General features: G+C 60.6%; 13 protein-coding genes. 7 read left to right on the forward strand and 6 right to left on the reverse strand.

Annotated features, from left to right (window positions below; translation table 11 throughout):
- Nucleotides 1-151: 151 nt before the first annotated feature.
- Nucleotides 152-1,342, forward strand: coding sequence for an IS1249 family transposase (locus ADM64_RS03360; protein WP_162838042.1), 1,191 nt, complete (start codon nt 152-154; stop codon nt 1,340-1,342).
- A gap of 173 nt (nt 1,343-1,515) precedes the next feature.
- Here ADM64_RS03360 and ADM64_RS03365 read toward each other — a convergent pair whose 3' ends face one another.
- Nucleotides 1,516-2,295 (reverse strand): DUF6474 family protein, encoded by a 780-nt coding sequence (locus ADM64_RS03365; protein WP_016421682.1) that lies wholly within the window; start codon nt 2,293-2,295, stop codon nt 1,516-1,518.
- A 173-nt stretch (nt 2,296-2,468) separates the two neighbouring features.
- On the opposite strand from ADM64_RS03365, the gene ADM64_RS03370 reads away from it, so the two are divergent.
- A complete protein-coding gene (locus ADM64_RS03370; RefSeq protein WP_049193125.1) occupies nt 2,469-4,289 on the forward strand; it encodes a ribonuclease H-like domain-containing protein in 1,821 nt (606 codons plus the stop codon).
- A 4-nt stretch (nt 4,290-4,293) separates the two neighbouring features.
- On the opposite strand, the gene ADM64_RS03375 is transcribed toward ADM64_RS03370, so the two are convergent.
- The 3 genes from ADM64_RS03375 to ADM64_RS03385 all read right to left on the reverse strand — a co-directional run bounded on the left by ADM64_RS03375 (nt 4,294) and on the right by ADM64_RS03385 (nt 8,017).
- Nucleotides 4,294-5,139 (reverse strand): crotonase/enoyl-CoA hydratase family protein, encoded by an 846-nt coding sequence (locus ADM64_RS03375; protein ID WP_049193126.1) that lies wholly within the window; start codon nt 5,137-5,139, stop codon nt 4,294-4,296.
- Nucleotides 5,140-5,307: 168 nt separating this feature from the next.
- A complete protein-coding gene (locus ADM64_RS03380) occupies nt 5,308-5,904 on the reverse strand; it encodes a superoxide dismutase (RefSeq protein ID WP_005510435.1) in 597 nt (198 codons plus the stop codon).
- 136 nt (nt 5,905-6,040) lie between these two features.
- Nucleotides 6,041-8,017 (reverse strand): alpha/beta-hydrolase family protein, encoded by a 1,977-nt coding sequence (locus ADM64_RS03385; RefSeq protein ID WP_049193127.1) that lies wholly within the window; start codon nt 8,015-8,017, stop codon nt 6,041-6,043.
- A 111-nt stretch (nt 8,018-8,128) separates the two neighbouring features.
- Between ADM64_RS03385 and ADM64_RS03390 the strand changes: the two genes are divergently transcribed.
- The 4 genes from ADM64_RS03390 to ADM64_RS03405 all read left to right on the forward strand — a co-directional run bounded on the left by ADM64_RS03390 (nt 8,129) and on the right by ADM64_RS03405 (nt 13,148).
- On the forward strand, nt 8,129-9,076 hold the full coding sequence (locus ADM64_RS03390; protein WP_049193129.1) for an L-lactate dehydrogenase: 948 nt from the start codon (nt 8,129-8,131) through the stop codon (nt 9,074-9,076).
- 138 nt (nt 9,077-9,214) lie between these two features.
- Complete coding sequence (locus tag ADM64_RS03395; RefSeq protein WP_049193131.1) at nt 9,215-11,176, forward strand: pyruvate kinase; 1,962 nt, start codon at nt 9,215-9,217, stop codon at nt 11,174-11,176.
- A gap of 127 nt (nt 11,177-11,303) precedes the next feature.
- A complete protein-coding gene (locus ADM64_RS03400) occupies nt 11,304-12,182 on the forward strand; it encodes a hypothetical protein (RefSeq protein ID WP_049193133.1) in 879 nt (292 codons plus the stop codon).
- Between the two features lie 48 nt (nt 12,183-12,230).
- Nucleotides 12,231-13,148, forward strand: a complete 918-nt coding sequence (locus ADM64_RS03405) for a DUF5926 family protein (RefSeq protein ID WP_048731261.1) — start codon at nt 12,231-12,233, stop codon at nt 13,146-13,148.
- A gap of 104 nt (nt 13,149-13,252) precedes the next feature.
- Here ADM64_RS03405 and ADM64_RS03410 read toward each other — a convergent pair whose 3' ends face one another.
- Nucleotides 13,253-14,656 (reverse strand): LCP family protein, encoded by a 1,404-nt coding sequence (locus tag ADM64_RS03410; protein WP_241486322.1) that lies wholly within the window; start codon nt 14,654-14,656, stop codon nt 13,253-13,255.
- A 131-nt stretch (nt 14,657-14,787) separates the two neighbouring features.
- Between ADM64_RS03410 and ADM64_RS03415 the strand changes: the two genes are divergently transcribed.
- A complete protein-coding gene (locus tag ADM64_RS03415) occupies nt 14,788-15,597 on the forward strand; it encodes a fructosamine kinase family protein (RefSeq protein ID WP_049193137.1) in 810 nt (269 codons plus the stop codon).
- On the opposite strand, the gene ADM64_RS03420 is transcribed toward ADM64_RS03415, so the two are convergent.
- Nucleotides 15,594-16,982 (reverse strand): amidase, encoded by a 1,389-nt coding sequence (locus ADM64_RS03420; RefSeq protein WP_049193138.1) that lies wholly within the window; start codon nt 16,980-16,982, stop codon nt 15,594-15,596. The genes ADM64_RS03415 and ADM64_RS03420 overlap by 4 nt on opposite strands.
- Nucleotides 16,983-17,014 lie beyond the last annotated feature (32 nt).

Consider the following 17,014-nt stretch of genomic DNA (forward strand, 5'->3'; position numbering starts at 1 on the left):
CAAAAAGTGTGTCTGACTTTCAGCATTACTGCTGATTAGGCTGGGTAAATCGGGCGGATATAAGCATCAAGACCTTATATCCGCCCGATTAGTGTTCAATCCACCGGAATGGCACCCGCATGTGCTAATCGGGGGTTGGTGTGCTTTCCGGGTGAGTAAAAACAGACCACGATGCCCGATATGCGCTGGGCAAATGAAGAAAAACGGAACCACTTCTAAAGGCACAACCAGGTGGCGATGCAAGGACCCGAACTGCGGCAGTTCCACGACACGAACCCGCACCGACCGCACGCAGACCCGCGACTTTAAAGCCTTCGTCTCTTATGCCACCTCCACAGCAACGTTGTCTGAACTCGCCCAGCAACAAGGGGTAAGCCGTTGGACACTTGACCGCCGATTCAAACCGTTCTGGCTCATCGACATCCCCAACGACGGTGACCCACAGCGCATCTACGACCAGATCTTCATCGACGGTACCTACACCGCCGCCGGATGCTTGCTCGTCGCAGCCAGCCACGACCACGTCATCGCATGGCACTGGACCAAACACGAAACCGCCCACGCCTACACGCAGCTACTCCGCAAAATCGCTGAGCCGCTCTGCGTCGTCCTCGACGGCGGACAAGGCGCACTTACTGCGATTAAAGCCTGCTGGCCGAACGCGATAATCCAACGATGCCTCGTCCATGCGCAACGCGTCATCCGCCGCTACACCACATCACGACCACGCACCGACGCCGGCAAAGCCATCTACGCCCTGGCGTTGAAACTGACCCGTATCACCACACTCGACCAGGCACGGGAGTGGACGCTGCGTCTGCACGACTTCGGACAGGTATTCAAAGCATTCCTCAACGAGAAAACGCCCGTGTCAAAAGAGCGCCGCACACTCAACAACCAGTGGGAATGGACCCATCTGCGAGTTCGCAAGGCATACAACTCCCTGCTGCACCTCTCACGGAAAGGATGGCTGTTTACCTACCTGCAGCCACCACCGAATGCGCTTGAGCCTCAACGCTGGGCTTCAACGACAAACAGTCTGGAAGGCGGCATCAACGCCGGGCTCAAACGCATCGCCGACGCGCATCGCGGCAGGTCCGGGGAACGCCAACGAAAAATGCTCGAGTGGTACCTGCACTCGAAAACGCAACTGCCTGACGACCCATTAAAGATCGCCAGGCAGTGCAATTTCGGCCAAGATCAACTCGCCAAAGTCAACGATCTTGTCGAAGAAGACCACAACAAAGCCGACCATGAAACAGGCCGACCAGCCTTCTACGACAACGCTATCCCAACCGAGTACGAACACTCGATAGGAATCAGAAAAGGCCCCATGAAGTAACAAACGGTGTGCCCGCCCCGCAACACGCCGAGCGGACACACTTTTTGCTACTTAACCCGAAAATAGCCCGATACGGGGGTACTAAGAGCGAAAGCGCGACTATTGCTGCTCAACAACAGTCGCGCTTAGTTCGACGAATCTCGGCGAGTGGCCTTAACCCGAAGCGGCCAGGTTTACGCGCCCAGCTCCGAAATGATCTGGCGATCCAGAGAATCCAGCTCTGCGGTAATGGAGTGGTGTGCGCGACGACGCTGCTCCGGGGTCATCTTCTCGGCAGTGTTAATGGCGTCAGTCATGACATCCAGACGCGAGTTGGCGTCCTTGATAAAACCATCGGTACCCTTGACACCCGACTTACGCAGCTCTGTCAGTGAACCACGAGTGGCCTCAATGCGGGCCAGCAGCGGCGCACCGTGCCCCTGGTAACGAGCGGCATCATTAGCGGAAACACCGAACTTCTGCGCGGCCGAAGAGTGTTCACGGCGCTGAATGGCAGTGATGGCGCGGTAGGCCAGCGGAACCAGCACCGGTACCAGCAGGCGTGCGCCACCGATCCACGACTTTGCCTTGTCCTTGTTGAAGCCCTGGCTGCGCTGCTGTTGCAGGATCTTCTCGGCCATCTTGGTCTGGTGGCGCTGCTTGGCGGCCAGCGCCTTCTTCTCGTCCTTGGCACTCGCCTTGCGGATCTTCTCCGCGCGCTTCAGAGCACGGTTTTCCAGCTTGAGTTCCTTCTTACCGAGCTTTTCCTCAGAACGAACGCGGCCAGCGGCCTCCTTCAGCTCCAGCTTGTGTTGGTGCTTCTGGTCGCGCTTAGCGGCCTTGACCTCAGCCTTATGTGCCTTGCGATTAAGTCGAGCTGCGTGGCGAGCCTCTTCCTTAGCCTTCGCCTTGGCAGCCTTCACCTGCTTGGCGGTTTCGCGCCGACGCTCACGGATGTCACCCAAGAAGCTCATTTTTTCCTTCGCCTAGTTGCTCGCAGATAGTCCCTCCGGAAAAGTGGGGCGGAAAACCCGTAAACCCCACCGCGCCGGAGTGCGCTTGCCAGATGCAGTGGCTGCATCACGATTCTTGCTATCCAAGCTTAACGTGAAACTTCCTACCGAGTGGCGATACGCTAATTCTCATTGTGACTGATTCATCCGTTTCGCGCCCGCTTCTCCACGCGAGCGACCTCATCGGCTGCCGCTACCGGCTGAGCCTCGACCTCCGCGAGGGGCGGCTAGTCGAACCTGCTTCTCACCATGAGCACCGCTTGCCGACGTCCATCGCGTCCATCCCCGGCCTGTACACAGTGGCCTCGGGACCGGACGCTCACCTGGATACCCTTGAGGCCATCGCCCGCGGAGAAAGCGTCATCACCGGTGGCGTGCTCATGCATGAGCGTCCGATTCCCGGTGGGGTGTACTCGGGAATCGACGAGATTTGCCACCCCGATCTGCTGGTCAAGGTCGATGATTCACCACAGACGACCTCACCGACGTACATGCCGGTCCTGGTTGTCACAAGGCACCTGCTCTCTGCGCGCAAACCGGGCCGGCGGCGTAAGCCGTCGTCAAGCAATGCGGCGCGTGCGGCGGCGATGAAGGTGCGACTGCTGGGCGTTGATCGGCTCGGGCGTGCTGGCGTGATGGGGCGGACCCTGCGTCAGGCGATGGTTGTCACGGACGAGTGGAAGCTACGGCATTACGGACCCGATGCTGTGAAGCTTGGGCAGGCAGCGGCGATACTGCACCGCCTGGGCGTGTCCTGTGGTCTGGTGGGGGCGATTAGTGCCACCGGGATGAACCTGGATACACGGCATATTGTCATTGCCGATGAAGGTTCGCGCGTGGCCTCGTACCGGATGGCGTTGCGGGATGCGCGTGATGCCGTCGCTGCCACTCAGGGGCGACCGTCACGGTTTACGCCAGGCACCTGGCCGCTGGCGCCACGGCGCATCCGGGAGTGCCGAACCTGCCGTCACCACGACCTTTGCTTGGATGAGCTGACCGCAAGTGACGATATTTCCCTCCTCCTACCTGGCGATAAGTCCATGCGGTTGCGCAGTGTGGGCATCGACACAGTCACGGCACTGGCGCAGGCCAGTACCAACACTCCGCACGTCAGCAAGGAGCAGGTGTGGATGGCGAGGGCGCGGCTTGCCGACGTCGACGCGCTCCGGGTAGCCGCTAAGACATCGGCCACGCGTGGCGATATTGAGATGGATATCGATATGGAGGCGTACCCCAACGATGGCGCCTACCTGTGGGGAACGTGGGTGCCTGGGGAGGACTACCGCGGGTTTATCACCTGGGAGCCACCGGGGCCAGAAGGGCTCGGTGGCACGGCAGAGGCCAGGAACTTTGCGATTTTCTGGGATTACCTGATGCGTCGTCGAAATGCGGCGCATGAACAAGGCAAGACCTTCCGCGCCTATTGCTGGGCGGCAGAGGGTGAGAACTATTGGCTGCGTCAGAGCGCCACCCGGTTCGGCGGCCAGGAATTTGTGGTGCCCGCAGATTCGGCGGAGCTGGCTACAGGCGATGCGGCTGGTTCCAGTTCCGAGGCAGCTGGCCCGACAAAGATTGTGCGGGTGCCGACCCGCGAAGAAGTGGACAAGTTCATTGCCTCGGAGGACTGGGTGGACATGCTGAAGGTCGCCCGTCGCCAGATCCTCTCCACCGTCGGCATGGGGCTTAAAGTCGTGGCCCCGTGGTCGGGCTTCCACTGGCGCGACGCCGATGTTGACGGCGAGGCATCGCTGGATCTGTATCGCATTGCGACGGCCACTGACCTTGACTTTGTCTCGGAACAGTCCTTTGAAAAGCTCACGCAAGCCGAGGCTCGCGCCATGCTGCTGCGCTACAACGGCGATGACTGCCGATCGGTAGCCCACGTTCGCGACTGGCTGGATTCACAGCGCGCGGCCGCGGACCTGCCGCATGGGGATGACCTGCCGGTTCCTTAGCGCGCTAACCACGCGCCCACGTGCCGCGCCGGGCGAACTTAGGTGAGACCTTCTTCATCGCAGCATTGCGAATAATGGCCGTGTTCTTGCGGGCTAACAGCAGCAGCTGCTGTGTGCGCTCGGCACGGAATGTTGCGCGAGGAGAGCGGTGCACATCGCGGAAAAGCCGCTTCGTCGCCGCCAGCTGATCCGGCGAGCGTGTCGCCAGCTGTGCCAACTTCTCCTTGGACAGCTTGAGTGCAGCGTCCTCCGTGTCCACGGCCCACGTCGCCAGACCGATCTCAGTTGCTTCCTTGCCGTTGAGTTCTTCGCCAGACATGGTCAGCCAACGTGCAGTATCGGCGCTGACCTCATCGAGGATGGTTCGCATACCGGACATATCCGGAATCAGTCCCCACTTCGCTTCGAGGATTGACCACTTGGCATCGCTCGTAGTAATGCGGAAATCAGCACCTAGTGCAATCTGTAGACCACCGCCGTAGCAGTGCCCATGCACCGCCGCAATGACCGGCACCGGCAGGCCTCGCCAGTCCCAGCAGGCGCGCTGGAACAGGTTTGTGCCGTGGATATCGGGGACGAATGAGCGCAGGATGCGTGAGGGCTTCTTAAATGCCGAGGCGAAATCGAGTCCAGCGCAAAACGATTTGCCCTCGCCACGTAGGATTACGCCACGCAGATCACGGTCAGCTGCCAGTTTCCGGGCGACGGCGGACAGCTCGGTCAGCATCTCAAGTGTTAGACCGTTGAGTTTGTCTCCGCGGTCCAAACTGACGACAGCGATTTTCGCCGCCTCTGAATCAGCTACGGCGAGGTGTTCATAGGTGACGTTGACATTGTTGCTGGTGCTCATGGGCACTAACGCTAAACGACGGCTACGTGTGCCGCCCGGGAAATACCAAAAGTGGTCTCAAACAAGACATAAAAACCGACCCGCTGAGGGTAAGCCCCGTCAGCGAGCCGGTAAGCCATCTTTAGCGCGCGGCAGGGACGCGTAAAAGTCGCGCGCTGTTAGCCGAGATTACTTGGCAGCTGCGAACAGCTCTGCAGCGTAATCCCAGTTGAAGACGTTCCAGACAGCCTTGACGTAGTCAGCCTTGACGTTCTTGTACTGCAGGTAGAAAGCGTGCTCCCACATATCCAGCAGCAGAACCGGCTTCAGGTTGATGGACAGGTTGCCCTGCTGATCCGTCATCTGCTCAATAACCAGGCGCTCTGCAATGGTGTCGTAACCCAGAACAGCCCAGCCGGAGCCCTGCAGGCCCAGAGCAGCAGCGTTGAAGTGAGCCTGGAACTTCTCGAAAGAGCCGAAGTCGCGCTCGATAGCCTCAGCCAGCTCACCGGTCGGCTGGCCGCCACCGTTCGGGGACAGCAGCTTCCAGAACAGGGAGTGGTTGGTGTGGCCACCCAGGTTAAAGGCCAGGTCCTTGGACAGGCCGGTAACAGCTGCGAAGTCGCCGGACTCGCGAGCAGCAGCGAGCTTCTCCAGAGCAGCGTTGGCGCCGTTGACGTAATTAGCGTGGTGCTTGCTGTGGTGCAGCTCCATAATCTCGCCGGAGATGTGCGGCTCCAGAGCGTCGTAAGCGTAATCCAGCTCAGGAAGTTCGTACTTAGTCATTAGGAAAATTCCTCCTCAACACGTTTTTAGGTTGTGCCGTCGATGGTACTCAAGATGAGTGGATGCGCAACCATTTAAGCAATACAATTAATGCGAAATTCATAAAAAATGCTGTTCAGGGATATCTGTCACAAGTTTATGAACGCGGCGGCTGAGTGCGGCGAATCCACTTACTCACGCGCTTGAAGCGCATTCCGGCTGCGCCACCCAGGTCGTCGTCAAGCGGAATGTCGAGGATGGAAGCCCACGTTGGCAACATTTCTTCCTCGTACCGGTGGCCGTGACCACCGGGGACGGTGACGGAGGCGAGGCCGTCGATAAGCACCTGCCAGAAGGTGACGAACGGATGCCAGCGCATGGAGGGGAGAACATCGCGGCCGACGCGCTCTGCAAGCCAGTCGGGGCGGCGCCAGGCCAGTGGGTAATCCCACCAAACGATGGGGTCAGAGGCATGCTGCAGGAATGCGACGCGCGGGAATTCCCACGGCCCGAACTTGGTGCCATAGAAGGAGTGGTACAGCTCGTCGGGGCGCGTAGCGAAGCGGATGTTTCGCCCCTCGTCGATGACTGGAGCGATTTCCGGAGACCCCTTTGTCCGACGGTGCGTCAGCTCTTTCCACATCGCGGAGAACTGTGGTGCGCCCGTCCAGACAGCACCGTCGACGCGTGCGAGCATGTCAGCGGAATTCTCGAATGCGCCGAGACCGCCAAACCCGCCGAGGGATTCACCGGCGACGTAGACCTTTGGCCGGTCGTTCTCCGGCATCTTGTCGACTTCCTGCAACACCCGATGGATAAGGGTGTGGCCAGCCGCGATTGGGGTTTCGTGGTCCGTTAGCCATGCCACTGGGGAGGGGAGGTCAGAGTACTGCAGAGCGACAGTGGCGCAGTTGCCAAGGGTCAAGAACTCTGCAGCCTGCGCCGACCACGGTGGCACCCAACCGGTGCCGGTGGTGGTGAAGACAACCAGATGATCGCGCCGAAACGCGCCGGTGCGGTGCATCTCGCGGATGATGAGCTCCGCCTGTTCCCGCAGAGAACGACCTGGCACCTTGCCCGCATAAATGCGGATGGGTTCCTGCAGTTCGGAGAGCGGCTTGCCAGTGACCACCGCCAAATCTCGGGCACGGGGGCCTTCGGCGACGAAGACGCGCCCCTCGGCGCCGAGTGCGTACCACGGCTCCAAAGACCATGGACTCCCGGAACGTTCCGGCTCCCAGGGCTGCATGCGGCCTGGAACTACCAGGGTATTCAGGTATCGGGACTTCTTGGCGATGGACTCCAAAGTCCGACGGATAAGCAGTCGATCAATGCTGGCGGCCACGGCACCACCGACGATGGCACCGCTGAGAACCGGGGCGAGACCGCGCGGCAGCCAGGGGCGGAGGTTGTCCCGCAGTAAGTCATAGCCGCGATTGGCCAGCGCGGAGAGCCCCCGAGTGGTCAGGTAGAGACCACTGGCAATCATTGTGGAGGCGAACTGGCTGCGTGCGGATTCCTGCTCATCCTTGCCCACCAGGCGGCCAATTTCGCGCTGCTGGGAAATGGAGCGCAGCCACAGCGCCGCGGTGGTGGCCGTGGTGGCAACATGCCAGGTCACGGCCAGTGCGCGCTCGTGTCGAGGTGCCGGCGCAAAGCGGCTGAGCGGAGTGCTGGCCAGACGCCGCATCGTCGTGTTGTAGCCATAGCCGATAGCCACCCCGGTGACATGGCCCGCCAGCTGTGCCAGGAAGGTCACAGTAACGGTGGCGATCCGAGTACGCGGCATCAGCGAGGGGCTAAAGGCAGCCCATGACGCAATTTCTGCACCAATTAGACCGGGGTTGGAGGGAATGCCCGCTCGCAGTGCGCTGCGGATAGTGCCAGGGCCGGTACCTAGGAGACGTTCGCGAAAGACTTTGGTCGCCATCAGACTGCCGGTGCCGACTGCGCCCAGCGCTTTGGCCATGCCAGCTGTGCCAGCGACTCCTGTAATTCCCGTTCGCGCTGCTCGTGCAGCTCGCACTGTCCTGGTGGTTTCGATTGGCTGAGCTACAGGTGTGTTGCCCGTAGACGCAATCGAGGGCGCAATCGAAGTAAATGCGCGACGCAGGAATCCCATAACTCCCATCATGGCAAAATTTTTTCCACGGGGTTTATTCATCTCGCGCCAGTTTTCCGCACAAAGCGTAGCCTGTGGGGTGTCGCAACGTTTTCCGAATCGGTTGAGAAGGATCCGAGGGCTATGAAGCTATCCACAGGAAATAAGGTCGTGCTGATCGGCGCTGGCGACGTCGGCGTGGCATATGCGTACTCACTGGTCAACCAAGGCACTGTCGACCATTTGGCAATCATTGACATCGACGAAAAGAAGACGATGGGCAACGTCATGGACTTAAACCATGGCGTCGTGTGGGCGTCGTCGCGCACCAAAGTCACTCAGGGCACGTACGCCGACTGTGACGATGCCGCGCTGGTAGTCATCTGTGCAGGCGCAGCACAAAAGCCCGGCGAGACTCGCCTACAGCTGGTGGACAAGAACATGAAAATTATGAAGTCCATCGTCGATTCCGTCATGGCCAGCGGTTTTGATGGGCTCCTACTGATCGCCTCCAACCCCGTCGACGTACTCACATACGCCGCGTGGAAGTACTCCGGGCTGCCACACAACCGTGTCTTCGGCTCCGGCACCATCCTGGACACCGCACGTTTCCGTTACATGCTGGGTGAATACTACGATGTTTCCCCGATGAGCGTGCACGCATACATCATTGGTGAACACGGCGACTCCGAGCTGCCGGTGTTGTCCAGCGCCAACGTTGCAGGCGTCAGTCTGTCCAAGCGCCTCGCCGCCGACCCCGCGCTTCACGACGAGCTGGAGGACATCTTCATCCGAACCCGTGATGCCGCCTACGAGATTATCGATGCCAAGGGCTCCACTTCCTACGGAATCGGTATGGGGCTGGCCCGCATTACGCGCGCCATTTTCCAGAACCAAGAGGTAGCTCTGCCGGTCTCCGCATACTTGCAAGGTGAATACGGTCATGAGGACGTGTTCATCGGAACACCAGCCATTGTGAACCGTCGAGGAATTCGCCGCGTTATCGAGCTTGAGCTGGACGAATACGAAAAGAAGCAGCTGGACAAGTCCGTTCAGACGCTCCGAGATGTGCAGGATCCATTCTGGAAGTAACTGCTGGTAGCGAAAGCGCATGTCTTCTCGGCATGCGCTTTCGGCCGTCTCATTTGAGAATGAGAATGCCCACCTTCTATTGGCCCGCGTGGCCGACTCTGGCCAACGCTTCGTCTTCAACACAGGAGTGCCTTCTCTATGGCAGCGCAGAGCCCTCAAGACACAGCAACTGACAACACTGAAAGCGGCGCGGCCGTACCGCGTCTGGATGACCTCATCAGCAAGGTCACCGATTTGATTACAGAGTTGGACGACGTCTCGGTGGAGGCATCTGCACTGCTCGCAGAGGTGCCGGAAGAGCGCCGTCGGCACGCGGAAAACCTACTGCACTACGCGCACCTGCGCACAATTGACATCCGTGAGCTGCAAAACAGTTTGCACGACCTCGGCGTGACCAGTCTGACCACGGTGGAGACTTTCACCCGGGGGCGCCTTGAACTTGCCCTCAACGCGCTGTTGGCCCTGGCGGGGCGCACCTCAGATATCGATGTCGCCCGCATTATTGCCGATGATGAGCGCGCGGATATTGCCCTGGATAACAACGCCACCGAGCTGTTCGGTCAGGAGCGCGCGGATGTCACTTCGCACATTATGGTGACCCTGCCCGCCGAGGCCGCCGACGACGCAGAGTTGGTGGAGAGCTTCGCTGCTGCCGGCATGGATCTCGCTCGCATCAACTGCGCCCACGACGGCCCTGAGCAGTGGAGCCGCATGATTGACAACGTCAATGCTGCAGCTGAGAAGGCCGGTCGCCGCATCTTCGTGTCCATGGATCTGGCTGGCCCGAAGCTGCGCACAGGCGATATCGAACCGGGACCGCGCGTGGGTCGCGCCCGCGTTGTGCGTGACGACGCCGGCACGGTCATCTCCAAGTCCAAGATTTGGCTGACTCCACGTCTGGATGAGCACCCCAAGCCAGTTCCGAACGATTTGCCGGGGCGTCCTGCTCTGCCACTGGAAGCAGATCAGGGGTGGTTGGAGCAGCTGCAGCTTGATGATGTCATTACGCTGCATGACTCCCGCTCAGCGAAGCGTCACTTCACCGTTGTGCGCATCGACACCGACGTCGAGGGCGAGGTCGAGGCCGTGCTCGCCGAGGGTGAGAAGAACGCCTGGATCGCCGAGGGCACACACCTGCGCAGCAACTACGAGGTCACACGTGCTGGCGGCGTGCCACCGACCGTGCAAAAGCTGCGTTTCCACACTGGGGATGAGTTCATTCTCACCAGCCGCGAGGAAATCACCACCATTCCACGCACCGAGGATGAAATTCCACGAGTCTCCTGCTCGCTGCCGTCTGCCGTGGCGGCTCTGAAGCCGGGCGACCCGGTGCTTTTCGACGACGGTGCACTCGGCGCTGAGGTGGTTGAGGTCTCCGAGACGTCGTCAAGCGAGGATAGCCACGTCGATGCCCGCTTGCGTGTCCAGCGCACCAAGCCGAACGGACAGCCGTTGGCGGCGCATAAAGGCATCAACCTGCCGAACACCGACCTGCCGCTCAATTCGCTTACCGACGAAGACATTGAGCATCTGCGCTTTGTAGTGGAGCACGCGGATATTGCTGCGGTGAGCTTTATTCGCACGCAGGAGGATGCTGAGTACGTCTACAAGGTGCTCGATGAGATTGCGGCAGAACATGAGGCTGCAGGCCGCGAGGATCTGGCATCGCGGGCTCGGGACCTAGGTGTTGTGCTGAAGATTGAGACTATTCCGGCATTCCAGAATCTGCCGGGAATCATCATCGCCAGCATGAAGCGCGCCAAGTCCGGTCTGATGATTGCTCGTGGTGACCTGGCTGTGGAACTGGGCTTCGACCGCATGGGTGAGGTCCCAGGCCAGATTCTGACGCTGGCGCAGGCAGCCGGAGTTCCGACCATTCTGGGTACTCAGGTGCTGGAGAACATGGCCAAGGCCGGCCTGCCGTCCCGCGCGGAGATTACCGATGCGGCCTTCGCCCTGCGTGCCGAGTGCGTGATGCTGAACAAGGGGCCGCACATCACCGAGGCCATCGCGATTTTGAACAACCTGGCTCGGAAGATGGGCCGTTCGCAGCGTAAGAGCCGCATCATGCTGCGGAAGATTCGCAGCTGGTCGGACTAGTGGCGGGGTTAGTGGCCGGGCTAGTTTAGGTAGGTTAGGGGAGCGCACCCAAAAAACGCCGTTGGAGAAAAGACTGCGGAAGAAGCCAGCCGCGCGAGAGAGACGCGAGAGAGGAGCCCTGCGGAAAATGTCTAATGAACAGGCAGAAAACGCGGGGTGGGCTGTGCCGCCGCAGTCTCCAAAGCAGCAGCCGCAGCAGTCCCCACCTCAGGTGGTGCTGCCATCGCAGCAGAACTGGCAGCCGACTGTCTCGGATTCGACTATCACGGGTGCGACGCCGCGCTGGAAGGCCGATGAGATTGTTCGCAAGCGCGCGGACAGCGTCTTTCGATGGGCGATGAGCGGCGCCGGAGTATTCGCCGCATTTACCGTTTTCGTCTGGATGAGCATCCTGAGCCCCGGTCAGGACCTAGTGGTTTCCCTCCTCGGTGAGTTTGGAGCATGGGCTTTCGGTCTCTGTGGAATGGTTTCCCTCATTGGGCTGGGTTTTTCGGTCTACAAGACCCTCCAGGTGCTGCGTGACCGCGCAACGTATGCTCGCCCACTGCTGTCGCGCACGGCAACGGATGTGCGCACGATGCACATGTGGCCAGTGCGCAACATCACGGGGCCCGTGGTCGCGTTGGCTGAAACAGGAGTCACTGCCGTAATGGGGCCAGGTCGCTTTATCTGGTACCTGGCCTGCGTTTTGTGGCCACTTGCAGTGGGGTGGTTTATCGCAGCCGACGTGTCCCGGACATACTTCCAGGCCGGAATCATCACCGTTCTAGCTTGTGTGACGACTGCCCTTACTGCGCGGCTACTCGGCTACGTGTTGGCTCCCGAGGAAGTGCATCGCAACATTCCCGTTGGATCCGGTCGCGAACGCACCCAGCCCGGTTTCTGGTCCAAGGGCTTCATCCCCAGCGAAGCTACCGATGAACAAGGGGAGACGGGCGCAATGGCCGTCGACAAGCAGCTTTTCGAAGGAACGGCGAGCGAATTCGTCGACGATTTTTATAAGTAGCCCAGGCAGTCGCGAACTACGGAGAGCGAATAGGTATTCTGTGGCCTTGTGGGAAAGAAATCTCGTAAGAAGAATAATCAGGCCCCGGAGGGCATGAGCCGTCGTCAGGCGAAGCTGGCAGCCCGCGCTGCTGAGCGTGCAGCGCTGCTGGGTAATCCGCGTCCGTTCAAGGACTTCGACGAAGAGGCTGACATCGTGGCTGTCCGCGAGTTCGCTCCGGCTGTGGTCATTCCGGTCACGGTCGCTGACGCCGAGCGTGACATCAAGCTCTGCACCGTGCTGCCAGGCGGCGTTGCTGCCCTGACGCGTGCCGCTGACCAGGGCAATGAGGCTTTCGTCGCGCTGCAGACGCAGGCGCGCACCAATGACGGCGCTGCGGATCTCTCCCGTGCGCTGGCATGGGCCCGTGACGCAGAGCCGGGCCAGCAGCTCTCCTCCGCCACTGACGGCGAGGCCGCACCGCTTACCGACGTCCTGACCGCCGTGGATCTCGACAACCTGGAGGTCCACCAGGACTTCGAGTGGTGGATTCCCAAGGGCATTGAACGCACCCCGATGATCGAGCAGAACCTGGCCGTGGCTAACGACGCGATTCTCCCGTCGTACCGCCTGGATGCGAAGGTCGCTGGCGCTGTGTGGTGGATTGATCCGGGCGAGCGCGCTCACATCCGCTGGGTGCGCCGTGAAGATGAGAAGCCACTGCTGGATGCCTTGGCACGCGTGCACGCTGCGGACAACCTTTCGCTGGGAGAGGGCACTAAGTTCGCTGGTGTCTTCCGCACCGATGGCCTGCTGGTGCCGGTCTGGGACCTGGATAACACCAAGCCGCACGACCACTGGATTGCTGCTGTGGAAGAGGCCGATAAGCGTATCGCTGAGGCGCTGGCCAGCGAAGAGCCGCTGACCGCCGAGGAGCGTAAGTCCCGTGAGACCATCGTGTCCCGTCAGGTGACCATTCGGAACTAGGCGGAACTGGTTTAAAAACTAACGCGTGTGGCTCAGCAAAAAGCTAAGTCACACGCGTTAGTTGTCTCGAAAGCTATCTGAAGCTGTTTTAGCTACCTTCTTGACTATCTCAGCTCCGCAAAAAGTGCTGGCGCTTCGATTTCGTCCCAGAGCAGCACATTGCCCGCATAACCGGTATCCATGGCGCCTGAGGTAGGCACGGTAAGGGAATCGGAACCGAAGAGCATGCGCAACATCAGCCAGGTCAGATGCCAGACATGGTCACCATCGCCGACGAACACGGCCTTAGTGCCAGCATTGGCCAGGCGAATCCAGCGGTAGGGGTTGAGCCATACCGCAGGTGATTTCAGCCGTCCCATCAGCGCACTCATGAATTCACGCTGCCGCTCTACGCGGTCCAAGTCTCCCTGGGCGGTAGCACGCGTGCGCACGTAACCCAGGGCGCCCGCGCCGTCGAATTTCTGGCAACCGGCCTGGATATTCAGTCCTGCCAGCGGATCGTCGATGGCTTCTTCAGGGCACATCTCGATACCGCCGACAGCATCGACGACACCGGCGAAACCGCCAAAGCCGATTTCGGCGTAGTGGTCGATGTGGATTCCAGTGTTTTTCTCGACGGTGTCGATGAGTAGCTGGGGGCCACCAAATGCGAATGCCGCATTGATCTTGTTCTTGTCATTGCCCGGGATATCCACGAAGGAGTCACGCGGGATACTGACCAACTTCGGCTTACCGAGCACCGGAATGTGGGCAATCATGATGGTGTCGGTGCGCTGGCCGAAATCACCACTGCCCGTCGACAGCTTGGCAGCATCTTCCTCTGACAGGCCCGTACGAGAGTCCGAACCGACGAGCAACCAGTTGGAGGACATCGTATTGGCAGGGCGGTCTGCCAGATCTGAGAACGCATCGACCCTGGTCAGGCGGATGTCGACAAGTGCCATCGTGATGACAAGGAAGATGACGAGAAGCAGGATGATGGATTTAAAGCGCAAGCGTGGCAGCCGCATGCGTGGCATGAGGAACCCAGACCTGACGCCGGCGCCGCCACGACTGCCACGGCGTCCACCACGGCCAGAACTCGCTGCTTGTGGGGCACTGTAGTAGTCCTGTGACGAGCCGCGCGAGGAAGATTGGAAATCCGCATCCGGATTATATCCGGGTGGGGGAAACCGCGGATCGCTGCCAGCGCGTCCGCTACCGGCCCGGTTCATTGGTGGACGGGACTCAATGCGCGTTTCGTTCAGTGGCGCCTGCCGACGTTCCGGTTGCGGCCTAGACCTGCGCGGAGGCATAGGCGCTGGGCGGGCTGCCCCTGCCCTAGATGGGCGGTCGGAACGGGGCGGGATGGGGCGTCGTGAAGCGCCACGCGAATCGGCCTCACGGGGGCGGGCATGCTTCGGCGACGCCTCGTCCACACGGCGGTAGATGGGGCGGCCATAGCGATCTTTAAGCGGCCTACCGTATCGGTCGCGGGCAATGCGCGAGTCGTCGAAGTTGCCTTCCATACCAATAAAGAATAGGCAACGACAGTGGACTAAGAGAACCGAGACAGCAATACAAGTCTTGGTAGCGCTGGCGTTACCCTGCATGCGACGTGCTGAAAGGGGTTGGGAACGAAGAAGAATATGCTGGAAATATGTCCGCAATGAACCAGAACAACGAACGTGCAGTCAACGACTCGGATGTTTATGTCAAGAGCCGACATGGTGTTCCTAGGGACTTCTTCGCCTGTGAGGCGGCGGGGTTGGGTTGGCTGCGCGAGGGCGAACCTGACGGCGGTGCGCGCGTAGTGGATGTGCTGGGCGTGAGCGGGCATGCGCTGAAATTGCGTCGAATTGAGTCGACGGCGCCGAATCCACAGGCAGCGTACGAGTTCGGAAAATCGTTGGCCATTACCCACAATCTGGGCGCTGCTGGCTGGGGTGCCGGCCCCGATGGGTGGGAGGGGCACGGCTACTTCGGTCCACTGGATCAGCCCCTGCAGATGGACCTGACTCCACGGGAGAGCTTCGGTGAATACTGGGCGAAAGGGCGTCTGCTGCCCACACTGGGAAAGTTGGAAAGCTCCTACAATAACCGTCAGCTAGATATCTTTGACCAGCTCATTGACCGGCTCTTGGCTGGAGGTTTCGACAACGAGCCAGACGCTGCGCGTGTCCACGGTGACCTGTGGTGGGGAAACCTCATGTGGGATGCAGACGGCGCGATCTTGATTGACCCCGCAGCGCACGGCGGAGCCCGCGAGGAAGACCTGGCACTGCTGGCGCTATTCGGGGCAACGCACTTCAACGAGATTTTGCGTGGCTATGAAACCGTACATCCCCTGCCGGATTTCGCCGAGAGCTGCGAACTCCATCAGCTCTACGCCGTGCTTATGCACGCGGTGCTATTTGGTGGCGGATACGCCGGGCAGGCGGCGGCAATGGCGGCGAAGTACGTGCGCTAGTTGGCGTTAGCAGCCTCCAGCACGCTAGCCATCTCCAGTAGCTCTGCCTCGCCGCAGCGCACCGCACCGATATTGACGCTGGTGACGGGGAGCTTCGCATTGGGCGTACTGCCGCTAGTTCCCGGCACAGCAATTGGCACGGACACGCTTGCCCACCCAGTCAGATTCCACAGCGACAGCCACGGCGTCCACCGGGTTTGCTCGTCAAAGTCCTCCGACGGCGCCAACGCAGAGAAATGCCCAATACGCGGCGGATCAAACGCCAGCGTTGGTGTAATCACCGCATCGACTTCCCAACGCGACCGAATCGCGCCGGGCAGAGCCATCCGCTGCTGATGTGTCGCCGCCGCCTCCGCTGCGGAAATCTCCTGGCCACAGGCTCGAATCCACTGCACGATCTCGGAGTAGTCCGCGCGCGGTAATTTCGTGGACATTCGCGTGATGGTCCGTCGAAAGATCTCGAACACGTCCGGCCCCGCAGGATCGTAGGGGCTGGGCACTTCCACCACGTCGTACCCGGCGTCGGCAAGACGGTCAGCCGCCGCCCACGCACCGTTTGCCCAGCGCTTATCGACGTCCACCTCAGCATGAAAAGGGCTGACAGTGACACCGATGCGAAGGGGGCGCTGGGGCCGTCGGAAAGCATGCGGGGTTGTGGAAAATGACACCCCGGCCAGCAGTGCTGCGTCATCGACTGTGCGAGTGAGGAAGGCGGGCGTGGAGAGATTTCCACCCGCAATATCATGCGCTGGCTTCAACCCCACGAGGCCGCAGCAGGCGGCAGGCACGCGGATGGAACCGCCGCCGTCAGAGCCCAGAGCTGCGGGAACGACACCAGTTGCGACAGCCACCGCGCTGCCGCCCGAGGAACCGCCGGGAGTGCGTGGCGTGGTATCCGGCTGATTGGACAGCTGATTGGGCGTGGCGAAGTAGGGGTTTTCTGGGGCCGGGTAGCCAATCGGCTCGGTGTAGGCCGTCATCCCGACCTCGGAGGTGTGCGTCGTCGCCGTGAGGACCGCGCCACGAGCCAGCAGTTTCGCCACGGGTTCAGAGGTTTCGGTGGCGGTGAAAGCCAAGTTGGTCGAGCCCATCGTGCATTCGACCCCAGCGATGATGAATAGGTCCTTAATCGCCACTGGCAGACCCAGGAGGTCACGCGGGAGACCGTGGCTAGCGCGCCGGGCGGGTTCGGATCCGGCAGTGAGGCTGCGCGCGCGGTGGACAGCGTGCTCGGCCAAGGACGTGGCAATGCCGAAACGGGCGGGATTGGTCGCGGCGTCGTCGGCAAGCGTGGCGAATTCCGAAACGATTTCCGATACCGAGATTGCGCCACTGCGCACGGCTTCAGTGAGGGCGCGGGCGGGCATCTCGGAAGAAGAGGTCATGCAATAAGTGTAGAAGCCCTCTACTCTGAGCT

This window comes from Corynebacterium sp. 401_CJEI, from assembly GCF_001076435.1.
In the GTDB taxonomy this organism is placed as follows: Bacteria; Actinomycetota; Actinomycetes; order Mycobacteriales; family Mycobacteriaceae; genus Corynebacterium; species Corynebacterium jeikeium_D.